The sequence below is a fragment of the Stenotrophomonas sp. 22LJNL06-5-1 genome, assembly GCF_056861455.1.
On record NZ_JBSPUE010000012.1, the window covers coordinates 71,185 to 83,035 of the forward strand.

Sequence of the window (11,851 nt, forward strand, 5' to 3'; positions counted from 1 at the left end):
CCCACCGATGAATGACCTGCTGTCCCAGGACGAGATTGATGCCCTGCTCCACGGCGTGGACAGTGGCGCGGTCGAGACCGATGCGGAGCCGCCGTCAGGCGAAGCACGTTCGTACGACTTCGCCAGCCAGGACCGCATCATCCGTGGTCGCATGCCGACCCTGGAAATGGTCCACGAGCGCTTCGCGCGCCTGTGGCGGATCGGCCTGTTCAACCTGATCCGCCGTTCGGCCGAACTGTCGGTGCGCGGTATCGAACTGATCAAGTTCAACGACTACATGCACTCGCTGTATGTACCGACCAACCTGAACCTGATCCGCTTCAAGCCGCTGCGCGGTACCGGCCTGATCGTGTTCGAACCGACCCTGGTGTTCGCCATCGTCGACAACTTCTTCGGCGGCGACGGGCGCTACCCGACCCGCATCGAGGGCCGCGAGTTCACCGCCACCGAAATGCGGGTGATCCACCTGCTGCTGAAGCAGACCTTCGCCGACCTGCGCGAGGCGTGGGCACCGGTGATGGATGTCGACTTCGAATACATCAACTCGGAAATCAACCCGCACTTCGCCAACATCGTGACGCCGCGCGAATACGTGGTGGTGTGCCGCCTGCACGTCGAACTCGACGGCGGTGGCGGCGACATCCACGTCACCCTGCCGTATTCGATGCTGGAGCCGATCCGCGAGCTGCTCGACGCCGGCATCCAGAGCGACCGCAATGATCGCGACGAGAGCTGGGGCCAGACCCTGCGTGAACAGCTCAACATCGCCGAAGTCACCCTGTCCAGCGTGCTGGCCAGCAAGCGCATGACCCTGCGCGACCTGACCCAGCTGAAGGTCGGCGACATCCTGCCGATCGAGCTCAGCCCGCAGGTGCCGCTGTGCGTGGAGAACATTCCCGTGTTCACCGGCGAGTTCGGCATCGCCAACGGCATGAACGCCGTGAAGATCACCGCTACCCATCCGCCGGGCACCCGCCCGCGCGCACCCGTCATCCAGGAAGACCCGCAATGAACGATATCGACGCCCTCGAACCGACCCCGGCCCAGTTCAGCAGCCTGCAGGCCGATGAGGCGAACGGTCCGGACCTGAACCTGGACGTGATTCTGGACGTTCCGGTGACCCTGTCGCTGGAAGTCGGTCGCGCTCGCCTGCCGATCCGCAACCTGCTGCAGCTCAACCAGGGCTCGGTGGTGGAACTGGAGCGCGGCGCTGGCGAATCGCTGGATGTGTTCGTCAACGGCACCCTGATCGCCCATGGCGAAGTGGTGGTGATCAATGACCGCTTCGGCGTGCGCCTGACCGATGTGGTCAGCCCGAGCGAGCGGATCCGGAGACTGCGTTGAGCCTGCTGGCCTCCACCCTGCTGGCGGTCGGCAAGACCGCCGCGCCCATCGGGCCCCAGGTCGGCCAGCACGCGGCCGCCGCACCCAGCCTGTTCGGCGCGGTGCTGGCGCTGCTGGCGGTGCTGGCCCTGGTGATCGGCCTGGGCTGGCTGCTCAAGCGCCTGCCCGGCAGCGGCTTCCGCCCGGCCGACGGCATGAAGCTGGTGGCCAGCCTCAGTGTCGGCGCCAAGGAGCGTGTGGTGGTGGTGGAGGTCAATGGCCAGCAACTGCTGCTGGGCGTCACCGCCGGCGGCATCAACACCCTGCACACCCTGCCCGAACCGCTGCCGCCGCCCGCCCCGGTGCGCGTGCCGGACTTCAAGAACCTGCCGAATTTCGCCCAGCTGCTGCAGCAGCGGCTGCGCAAGGACCCCTGACATGCGTGTCACCCGTACCCGTCTTGCCACCCTGATGCCGTGGCTGCTGATGCTCGCCCTGTGCCTGTTGCCGGCACTGGCGTTCGCTGCACCCGGCGCACCGACCACCCCGCTGCCGGACATCAACGTCGGCAAGATCGGTGGTGCGCCGGTCAGCCTGCCGCTGCAGACCCTGCTGCTGATGACGGCGATCACCCTGATCCCGTCGATGCTGCTGGTGCTGACCTCGTTCACCCGCATCATCATCGTGCTGGGCCTGCTGCGCCAGGCACTGGGTACCGGGCAGACGCCCTCCAACCAGGTGTTGCTGGGCCTGGCGCTGTTCCTTACCGCAATGATCATGCTGCCGACCTGGGACAAGGCCTGGAGCACCGGCATGGCGCCCTATCTCAATGGCGAGATCGACTTCCAGACTGCCTGGACGCTGACCACCTCGCCATTGCGCGCCTTCATGCTGGCGCAGATCCGGGAGACCGATCTGATGACCTTCGCCGGCATCGCCGGGCACGGCACCTACGCCAGTCCCGATGCGATCCCGTTCCCGGTGCTGGTCGCCTCGTTCGTCACCAGCGAGCTGAAAACCGCTTTCGAGATCGGCTTCCTGATCTTCATCCCGTTCGTGATCATCGACCTGGTGGTGGCCAGCGTGCTGATGTCGATGGGCATGATGATGCTGTCACCGATGCTGGTGTCGGCACCGTTCAAGATCCTGCTGTTCGTGCTGGTGGATGGCTGGGTGCTGACCGTAGGTACGTTGGCGGCGAGCTTCAATCCGGCGTGATTGAGAGGCAGTCGAGCGTGGCTCGGCTCTACAGAAGCACAGTCGAGCGCGGCTCGACTCCACATAAGCAGATGGACCCCGAATGTCTCCCGAACTTGCCTTGACCGAACTGCGTGGCGGCCTGATCACCGTGTTGTGGGTGGCCGGCCCGCTGCTGCTCACCGTGCTGGTGGTGGGCGTGGTGGTGGGCGTGGTGCAGGCCGCGACCCAGCTCAACGAACCGACCATCGCCTTCGTTGCCAAGGCGGCGGCGCTGACCGCGGTGCTGTTCGCGCTGGGCAGCCTGCTGATCGGCCACCTGGTTGAATTCACCACGCTGCTGTTCCAGCGCATTCCACACCTGATCGGCTAGGACACGCGCTTCGATGGACGCCGCCACCCAGATGGCCGCCGACGGCCTTCAGGCCTTCGGCATGATCGGCACCGTGCTGTGGACCATGCTGCGCATCGGCGCGGTGGCCATGGCCATGCCGATGGTCGGTACCCGTGCCGTTCCCGGACGGGTGCGCGTGATACTGGCCGGCACCCTGGCCATCGCATTGGCACCGCTGCTGCCGCCAGTACCGGACTGGACCGGTTTCGATGCCGCCACCGTACTGACCATCGCCCGCGAGCTGGCCATCGGCGTGTCCATCGGCTTCCTGCTGCGGCTGGTGTTCGAGGCTGGCGCGATGGCCGGTGAACTGATTGCCCAGGGCACCGGCCTGGCCTTCGCGCAGATGAGCGATCCGCTGCGCGGTGGCACCTCGGGCGTGATCGGCCAGTGGTTCTACCTGCTGTTCGGCCTGCTGTTCTTCACCGCCAACGGGCACCTGGCGCTGATCTCGCTGGTGGTGGACAGCTACCGGGCGCTGCCGATCGGCGCTCCGCTGCCCGACCCGCACGCCTTCTTCAGCATCGCCCCGACCTTCCTGCTGACCGTGCTGCGCGGCGCACTGACCCTGGCCATTCCACTGATCGTGGCAATGCTGGCGGTGAACCTGGCGTTCGGCGTGCTGGCCCGTGCGGCCCCGGCGCTGAACCCGATCCAGCTGGGCCTGCCGGTCTCGTTGCTGCTGGGCCTGTTCCTGCTGGCCCTGCTGGCCGGGGAAATGGGCCCGCCGGTGCAGCGCCTGTTCGACGCCGCCTTCCAGGCTGCGGACGCGGTCACACACTGACCCGATCATCACGTTTTACTGCTTGCCCTTCCCCCGGGTCTGCGCGTTAGAGTGAATGCGCGGCAACCGGGGGGATGCCGCACGTGGCCGCCGCCCTGCGTCGGCCTGCCTCATGCATGCCCCACCGTGGTTTCCGTCGACAGGCAGGTCCGGGAGACTGACGAATGCTGGTAGGCACGTACAACCCGTGGCTGGTGGCGATCTCGCTGCTGGTTGCCGTGATGGCTTCGTACACTGCGCTGGCGATGGCCGGGCGCACGGTCACCGCACCCGGCAGGGGCGCGGCGTGGTGGTGGCGCCTCGGAGGTGGCTTCGCCATGGGCCTGGGCATCTGGTCGATGCACTTCATCGGCATGCTCGCCTTCGACCTGCCCATTCCGCTCGGCTACGACCTGCCGATCACCCTGCTTTCCCTGGCCCTGGCCATCGCCTCGTCGGTGTTCGCACTGTGGCTGGTCTCGCTGCGCACCCTGCCGCATCCGCGCCTGGCTGGCGGCGCACTGCTGATGGGCACCGGTATCGCCGGCATGCACTACGTTGGCATGGCTGCAATGCGCATGCAGCCGGGCATCGACTACGACCCCGGCTGGCTGCTGTTTTCGCTGATGGTGGCGGTCGCTGCTTCGTGGACGGCCCTGTATGTGGCGTTCCGCCTGCGTGCGCAGCGCACCCGTGTTGGCGACCGTCTGGCAGCGGCCGGCCTGCTCGGGCTGGCGATCGTAGGCATGCACTACACCGGCATGGCCGCCGCGCGCTTCCCGGAAGGCAGCATCTGCGGCGCGGCAGTCGGCGATGGACTGCAGAGCGAATGGCTGGCCATGCTGGTGGTGGTGCTGACCGTGGCGATCCTGGCCGTGGTGCTGGTGGTGTCCTGGCTGGACCAGCGGGTGGAGGCGCAGCTGCTGCGCCTGCGCAATTCCCTGTTGAGCACCTCGCTGACCGACGCACAACAGGAACTGACCCAGGCTGCACTGCACGACCCACTCACCCGCCTGCCCAACCGCCTGCTGCTGCAGCGTCGCATCGTGCAGGCACTGGCCGAGGCCGAACAGGGTGGCAGCCGTTTCGCCGTGATGTTCATGGACCTGGACGGCTTCAAGCAGGTCAACGATGCCTATGGCCACCAGGCGGGTGATGCACTGCTGGTGGCGGTGGCCGAACGCACGCGCCAGCTGCTCCGGCCCAACGACCTGCTGGCTCGCCTGGGCGGTGACGAATTCGTATTGGTGGTGCGCATCGAGCACGACGAGGACCTTCCGACCCTGGCGCGCCGCATCCTGCAGGCGGTCGGCAGCGGGCCGTTGCTGGCCGACAACGAACTGCAGGTGACCGCCAGCATCGGCGTGGCGATCTGTCCCGACCACGCTGCCAGTGAGCGGCAGCTGATGGCCTTTGCCGATGCGGCGATGTACCAGGCCAAGGAATCCGGTCGCAACGCCTTCGTGCTGTTCGCCGACTGGATGAATGACAGCGCCGAACAACAGTTCCGGCTGCTGGCCGACCTGCGCCGGGCGATCGGCAGCGAACAGCTGTTCCTGCACTACCAGCCGAAAATCCAGGTAGCCACGCAGAAGGTGGCCGGTGCCGAAGCGTTGATCCGCTGGCGCCATCCGGAGCATGGCCTGATCCCGCCGGATCGCTTCATCCGGCTGGCCGAACGCAGCGGTGCGATCAACGACATCGGCCGCTGGGCGCTGGACCAGGCCTGCCTGCAGCTGCGCCGCTGGCACGACGCCGGTCACGAAGGCTGGTCGATGTCGGTGAACCTGTCGCCGGTGCAGTTCAGTTCGCCGCACCTGCTGCAGGATGTGCGTGAGGTGATCGAACGCTACGACATTGCCCCGCGCCACCTGGTGCTGGAGATCACCGAAAGCACGGTGATGCGCGATACCGATACCAGCCTGCGCCTGCTGCAGGCGCTGTCGGCACTGGGCGTGGGCATCTCCATCGATGACTTCGGCACCGGCTACTCCAGCCTGCTGTACCTGAAGCGGCTACCCGCGACCGAGATCAAGATCGACCATGCCTTCGTGCGCGATCTGGAGCACAGTGCCGAAGATGTGGTGATCGTCTCGGCCATCGTGGCGCTGGGCCATGCGCTGGACATGGACATCGTGGCCGAAGGCGTGGAAACCGCCGCGCAGCGCGCCTACCTGGAGCGGCTGGGCTGCGATTACCTGCAGGGCTACCTGCTCGGCCGCCCGGTGGATGCGGCGCGCTTCATGCAACTGCACGACCTGCCCCGGCCGCGGGTGGAACTGGCGCAGAGCCCACCGCCCAGCGACAACGCTCCCCTGTAGCCGAGCCTGCGCCCGGCTCCCGCCGGGCATGGCCCGGCGCTACCATTGGGTGTCGATCCCCAGTAGATCCGCGCCATGCGTGGATGAGCCGTTCCACCGTCATCCAAGGAAACGTCCGTGGCCCTGCGCACCACTCTTGCTGGACTGTTGCTGGCCCTTGCTGTCGGCCAGGCCGCCGCCGCTGATCTGCCGTGGTCGTTGCCAGCCGATGCTTCCCCGGCCCAGGTCGACGCCGCCCTGCAGGTCCTCGGCAAGGGCGTGTTGAAGTCCCCCAGCCTGACCGATGCACAGCGCGGCCACGCGCTGCTGGCGATGGGCCAGACGGCCGAAGCGCGGCAATCGATCCAGCGGGTACGCACATCGCTGGCAAGCGACGGTGACACCGCGGCGATGCAACGCTGGCTGCCGATGCTGCTGCTCGCCACCGCCGGCGAGCGGGACAACGCCGCCTATACGCGTGCCTTCCACAGCACCTTCGCTGCCCTCGACGACGTCGCCGCGGTGCAGGCCGATGCCGTGCTCTCGGCTGAGCCGGCCCCGGTGCGCGCCCAGCTGGAGAAGGCCATCGCAGCGCAGGCGGGGGCTGCGACCGTCACCGAGGCCGTCGCCCTGGAACTGCTGCGCCTGCGGGCGGTACTGCGTGCACAGACCCTTGCCGCCGCACTGGCCCCTCCGCTGGTCGCGGCGGAAGCGCAGCGCCGCTTCGCCATCGACGATGCGCTGCGCATCCCCGTTGGCGATGGCGTCGTGCTGTCGGCGCAGCTGGCTCGTCCCCGCGCCGCATCGGTGCCCCTGCCGACGGCAATGCTGTTCACCATCTACACCGATCCACCGAAGAACCGGCAGAAGATGCTGCTGGCCGCCGCGCATGGCTATGCCGGCATCGTGGTCGATGCACGTGGCAAGGGCCGGGGCATCGGCACCATCGCTCCCTATGAGCATGATGGCAAGGACGCCAACGCGACCATCGAATGGATCAGCCATCAACCGTGGAGCGATGGCCGGGTCGCCATGTATGGCGGCAGCTACGAGGGCTTCACTGCCTGGGCGGCGGCGCGCCATCACCATCCCGCATTGAAGACCATCGTGCCCTACGTTGCCGCCATCCCCGGCCAGGGCCTGCCGATGGAGAACAACGTGTTCCTGAGTGCCAACTACGGTTGGGCGTTCTATGTGGCCAATGGCCCGATGCTGGACAACGACACCTACAACCAGAACGAGCGCTGGTCGCAGCTGCCGCGCCGCTGGTATGCCTCCGGCCGCCCTTACCGGCAGATCGATCAGGTCGACGGCACGGCCAACCCCTGGCTGCAACGCTGGCTCGATCACCCGGCGTACGACGCTTACTGGCAGTCGATGGTTCCCTATGGCGACCAGTTCGACGACATCCGCATCCCGGTACTGACCATCACCGGCTACTACGACGATGGCCAGATCTCGGCACTGCAGTACTTCAAGGACCACCTGCGGCACCGCCCCGATGCCGATCATGCCCTGCTGATCGGCCCCTATGACCATCGCGGTGCGCAGTCGGCCATCAAGCCGATGCAGCTGCGCGGATACGACCTGGACGCCGTCGCGCAGTTCGACACGCCTGCACTGACCTTCCAGTGGCTGGACCATGTGCTGCGCGGCGCCCCTCGCCCGGCGCTGGTGCCCAACCGCGTGAACTACCAGCTGATGGGCACCAACCGCTGGGGGCATGCGGCAACGCTGGACGCCGCCGCGGGTGCCCACCGCCGCTACCATCTGTCGGCCGCACCCGCTTCGGCCGATGGCTACCACCGCCTGCAGGAACAGCCGCCAGCCCAGGGCCAGCTGGGGCAAACCGTGGACCTGGCCGACCGCGGTGAAATGCGGCATGGCTACTATCCGTTCCCGATCATCGCGGCACAGGACGAAAGGGATACCGCGCTGTCCTTTGCCACCGACCCCTTTGCCGGTCCGATGGATCTGGTGGGCAGCTTCTCCGGCGACCTGAAGGTACGGATCAACAAGCGCGACTTCGATTTCACCGTCACCCTGTACGAGCTGCTCGCCGATGGACGCCGGATGCAGCTGTCCTATTACATGGGCCGGGCCAGCCATGTGCGTGACCCGAGCACGCGCCAGTTGCTGCAGCCCGGCCAATGGACCCACCTGCCCTTCGATCGCACGCGCATGGTCGCTCGCCACCTGGCTGCAGGCAGCCGCCTGCTGGTGAAGGTGGATGTGCTGAAGGACGCCATGCACCAGGTCAACCACGGCACCGGCCGTGATGTCAGCAACGAATCGGCCGCCGATGCGGGCGCCCCGCTGCAGGTGGACTGGCACAGCGACAGTGTTCTGACGATTCCCCTCCACCTCGCCAGCGACACCCCCCAGTAGCGCCACGCCACGCGTGGATGGGGCCGCCCCGCTCCCTGCCTCGGAAGATCCCCGCCATGCGTGGATAGGCAACGGCCCATCACGGAACAGATCTTGCACGCACCCCGGCATCCCCTGCCGCAGTGCCCGTGATGTCCGAGAACGAATCCGCCGGCGAAAAGACCGAACAACCTACCGAAAAACGCCTGCGCGACGCCCGTGAACAGGGCAACCTGCCGCGCTCGCGCGAACTCGGCACCGCCGCCGTGTTCGGCGCCGGCGTGCTGGCGGTGATGGCCATGAGCGGTTCGATAGGCCGCGGCGCCAGCGCCTGGATGAAGCACGCGCTCAGCCCCGAACAGAGCCTGCGGCAGAACCCGAAGGAACTGTTCGGCCACTTCGGCGACCTGCTGCTGCAGTTCATGCTGGTGATCGCGCCGCTGGTGCTGGTCTGCCTGCTGGCCAGCTTCGTCGCCCCGCTGGTGATGGGCGGCCTGCGCTGGTCGCAGAAGGCGTTGCTGCCTGACATCAACCGGATGAACCCGATGAGCGGGCTCAAGCGCCTCTATGGCCCCGAGGCCATTGCCGAGTTCACCAAATCGCTGCTGCGCGTGGCGTTCGTCGGCGTCGCCGCCGGACTGGTGGTCTGGACCGGCTTCGACACCCTGCGCGGGCTGATCCACCACCCGCTGGAGACCGCCATCACCGACGGCCTGGGCTTCACCCTGCGCCTGCTGCTGGCCACCGCCGGCGCCATGCTGGTGCTGGCCGCCATCGATGCCCCGTACCAGCGCTGGAACTGGATGCGCAAGCTGAAGATGACCCGTGAAGAGCTGCGCCGGGAAATGAAGGAAAGCGAGGGCAGCCCCGAGGTCAAGGGCCGCATCCGCCAGCTGCAGCAGCAGATGGCCAACCGCCGGATGATGGAAGCGGTGCCCACTGCCGACGTAGTGGTGGTCAACCCGACCCACTACGCGGTGGCGCTGAAGTACGAGGGCGGCGCCATGAACGCCCCCACCGTGGTCGCCCTTGGCGTGGACGAGACCGCCCTGCGCATCCGTGAAGTAGCCGACGGCAACAAGGTCGCGATCGTCTCCGCCCCGCCTTTGGCACGCGCCTTGTATCGGGAAGGCCAACTCGGAAAGGAAATCCCCGTGAGACTGTATTCGGCCGTCGCCCAGGTCCTGTCCTACGTCTACCAGCTGCGCGCCTGGCGCACTGGCCCGATGCCGGACGCCCCGCACATCCAGGTGGATGAATTCGGCAAGGGAGGCCGCCCGTGAGCGCCCAGCCCTCCACCGGTTTCAACACCCGCCGCGCCCTGGAAATGATCCGCCAGGGCCTTGGCGCGCCGCTGATCGTGCTGGCCCTGCTGGCCATGGTCGTGGTGCCGCTGGCAGCGCCGGTGCTCGACGCGCTGTTCACCTTCAACATCGCCATCTCGCTGATGGTGCTGCTGGCGGTGGTCTACGTGAAGCGCCCGCTGGACTTCACCATCTTCCCGATCGTGCTGCTGATCACCACCATGCTGCGGCTGGCGCTGAACGTGGCCTCCACCCGCGTGATCCTGCTCAACGGCCAGAACGGCCACGACGCCGCAGGCAAGGTCATCGCTGCCTTCGGCGAATTCGTGATCGGCGGCAACTACGCGGTGGGTATCGTGGTGTTCGCGATCCTGACCATCATCAACTTCGTGGTGATCACCAAGGGCGCCGGCCGCGTCTCGGAAGTGACCGCGCGCTTCATCCTGGACGCGATGCCCGGCAAGCAGATGGCGATCGACGCCGACCTCAACGCCGGTTTGCTGACGCGTGAAGAAGCCAAGCTTCGCCGCGAGGAAGTCCGCGAGGAAGCCGACTTCTACGGCGCGATGGACGGTGCCAGCAAATTCATCCGCGGCGACGCCATCGCCGGCATCCTGATCCTGTTCATCAACATGCTCGGCGGCCTGGCCGTGGGCGTGCTGCAGCATGGCATGCCGTTCGGCGACGCGGCGGCCACCTACACCCTGCTGTCGATCGGTGACGGCCTGGTGGCGCAGCTGCCGGCCCTGCTGGTCTCCAGCGCCGTGGCCATGCTGGTCACCCGCGCCTCGCGTTCGCAGGACATGGCCCAGGCCATGACCGGCCAGGTGTTCGGCCAGTACCGCGCGCTGGCGATCACCGCCGGCATCATCGGCGTGGTCGGCCTGGTGCCGGGCATGCCCAACGTCGCTTTCCTGACGCTGTCCGCGATCCTCGGCTTCATCGCCTGGAAGGTCTATCGCAAGGGCAAGGCTCCGGCCGCCGACGCCGCGGCCGGCGGCACCGATGCCGCCGCACTCAATGCACTGGGCCGCCAAGCCGCGCCGGCACCGACTGCGGAACTGAGCTGGGACGAGCTGCGTCCGGTCGATCCGCTGGGCCTGGAGGTCGGCTACCGGTTGATCCCGCTGGTGGACGCCAACCAGGGTGGCGAACTGATGGCGCGCATCAAGGGCGTTCGCCGCAAGCTGACCCAGGACGTCGGCTTCCTGATCCCGTCGGTGCATATCCGCGACAATCTGGAACTACCCGCCAACGGCTACCGCGTGCTGGTGCACGGCGTGCCGGTAGCCACCGCCGAGATCCACCCCGACCGCGAGCTGGCCCTGGACCCGGGCAGCGCCCTCGGCGCGCTGGAAGGCATCGCCGGCAAGGACCCCGCGTTCGGCCTGGATGCCACCTGGATCCAGCCGCACCAGCGTGCCCAGGCAGAAACGCTGGGCTACACCGTGGTCGACCCGGCCACCGTGGTCGCCACCCACCTCTCGCACCTGATCCGTGAGCACGCGCCGGAACTGCTCGGCCACGAAGAAGTGCAGCATCTGCTGGCCAACCTGGCCAAGAGCGCACCCAAGCTCGTCGAAGATCTGACGCCGAAGGCGCTGCCGCTGTCGGCGGTGGTGCGCGTGCTGCAGAACCTGCTGGTCGAACGCATTCCGATCCGCCAACTGCGCAAGATCGCCGAAGCACTGGTCGAACACGCGCCGAACAGCCAGGACCCGGCCGTGCTGACCGCCACCGTGCGCACCGCACTGGGCCGCTTCATCGTGCAGGAGATCGCCGGAATGTCGGCGGAGCTGCCGGTGTTCACCCTCAACCCGCAATTGGAACGTGTCTTGCAGGAGTCCACGCAGGGCAACGGCGCCGCGCTGGAACCCGGACTCGCTGAGCGACTGCACCAGAGCCTGGCCGAATGTGTCAGCAAGCAGGAAGCCCGCAACGAGCCCGCGGTCGTGCTGGTACCTGGCCCGGTGCGCGCCGCGCTGGCCCGCCTGGTCCGCCACAGCGTTCCGTCGCTGTCGGTCCTGGCCTACAGCGAGGTGCCGGAGGACAAGCGCCTGAAACTGGTCGGAACGATCAGCTGACGCCGCCCTCCGATGCGCCAGAAAACAGACACCACTTTCGAACCAACGCAACAGACAGATACCAAGGGGAACCCGCACCGTGCAGACCACCGACCACCCGAGTTCTCCGACCGCCACCC

The 11,851-nt window shown here is 67.3% G+C and carries 10 protein-coding genes; all 10 read left to right on the forward strand.

All coding sequences use genetic code 11. The annotated features are described in order from the left end of the window. The first annotated feature begins 7 nt into the window (after positions 1 to 7). Positions 8 to 1,012, forward strand: coding sequence for a flagellar motor switch protein FliM (gene fliM / locus AC13GF_RS20385; RefSeq protein ID WP_032129211.1), 1,005 nt, complete (start codon positions 8 to 10; stop codon positions 1,010 to 1,012). Then, positions 1,009 to 1,344, forward strand: coding sequence for a flagellar motor switch protein FliN (gene fliN / locus AC13GF_RS20390; RefSeq protein ID WP_005409543.1), 336 nt, complete (start codon positions 1,009 to 1,011; stop codon positions 1,342 to 1,344). The genes fliM and fliN overlap by 4 nt, the downstream gene beginning before the upstream one ends. Then, complete coding sequence (fliO, locus tag AC13GF_RS20395; RefSeq protein ID WP_483005799.1) at positions 1,341 to 1,760, forward strand: flagellar biosynthetic protein FliO; 420 nt, start codon at positions 1,341 to 1,343, stop codon at positions 1,758 to 1,760. The genes fliN and fliO overlap by 4 nt, the downstream gene beginning before the upstream one ends. A gap of 1 nt (position 1,761) precedes the next feature. After that, positions 1,762 to 2,541, forward strand: a complete 780-nt coding sequence (gene fliP, locus AC13GF_RS20400; protein ID WP_043395553.1) for a flagellar type III secretion system pore protein FliP — start codon at positions 1,762 to 1,764, stop codon at positions 2,539 to 2,541. 82 nt (positions 2,542 to 2,623) lie between these two features. Then, positions 2,624 to 2,893 (forward strand): flagellar biosynthetic protein FliQ, encoded by a 270-nt coding sequence (locus tag AC13GF_RS20405; protein ID WP_005413254.1) that lies wholly within the window; start codon positions 2,624 to 2,626, stop codon positions 2,891 to 2,893. A gap of 13 nt (positions 2,894 to 2,906) precedes the next feature. Continuing rightward, entirely contained in the window at positions 2,907 to 3,698 is a 792-nt protein-coding gene (fliR, locus tag AC13GF_RS20410) for a flagellar biosynthetic protein FliR (RefSeq protein WP_483005800.1), read from the forward strand. A 164-nt stretch (positions 3,699 to 3,862) separates the two neighbouring features. Further along, a complete protein-coding gene (locus AC13GF_RS20415) occupies positions 3,863 to 5,998 on the forward strand; it encodes a putative bifunctional diguanylate cyclase/phosphodiesterase (RefSeq protein WP_483005801.1) in 2,136 nt (711 codons plus the stop codon). A gap of 117 nt (positions 5,999 to 6,115) precedes the next feature. Next, positions 6,116 to 8,365: a CocE/NonD family hydrolase gene (locus AC13GF_RS20420; RefSeq protein ID WP_483005802.1), complete on the forward strand. Its 2,250-nt coding sequence runs from the start codon at positions 6,116 to 6,118 to the stop codon at positions 8,363 to 8,365. A gap of 131 nt (positions 8,366 to 8,496) precedes the next feature. Beyond that, complete coding sequence (gene flhB, locus AC13GF_RS20425; RefSeq protein ID WP_043033586.1) at positions 8,497 to 9,627, forward strand: flagellar biosynthesis protein FlhB; 1,131 nt, start codon at positions 8,497 to 8,499, stop codon at positions 9,625 to 9,627. A 44-nt stretch (positions 9,628 to 9,671) separates the two neighbouring features. Further along, on the forward strand, positions 9,672 to 11,732 hold the full coding sequence (gene flhA, locus AC13GF_RS20430; RefSeq protein WP_483005810.1) for a flagellar biosynthesis protein FlhA: 2,061 nt from the start codon (positions 9,672 to 9,674) through the stop codon (positions 11,730 to 11,732). Positions 11,733 to 11,851: the final 119 nt, after the last annotated feature.

Coding starts and splice junctions, on each gene's coding strand:
- fliM (WP_032129211.1), top strand. CDS start 8: ATGAATGACCTGCTGTCCCAGGACGAGATTGATGCCCTGCTCCACGGC.
- fliN (WP_005409543.1), top strand. CDS start 1,009: ATGAACGATATCGACGCCCTCGAACCGACCCCGGCCCAGTTCAGCAGC.
- fliP (WP_043395553.1), top strand. CDS start 1,762: ATGCGTGTCACCCGTACCCGTCTTGCCACCCTGATGCCGTGGCTGCTG.
- AC13GF_RS20405 (WP_005413254.1), top strand. CDS start 2,624: ATGTCTCCCGAACTTGCCTTGACCGAACTGCGTGGCGGCCTGATCACC.
- fliR (WP_483005800.1), top strand. CDS start 2,907: ATGGACGCCGCCACCCAGATGGCCGCCGACGGCCTTCAGGCCTTCGGC.
- AC13GF_RS20415 (WP_483005801.1), top strand. CDS start 3,863: ATGCTGGTAGGCACGTACAACCCGTGGCTGGTGGCGATCTCGCTGCTG.
- flhB (WP_043033586.1), top strand. CDS start 8,497: ATGTCCGAGAACGAATCCGCCGGCGAAAAGACCGAACAACCTACCGAA.
- flhA (WP_483005810.1), top strand. CDS start 9,672: ATGATCCGCCAGGGCCTTGGCGCGCCGCTGATCGTGCTGGCCCTGCTG.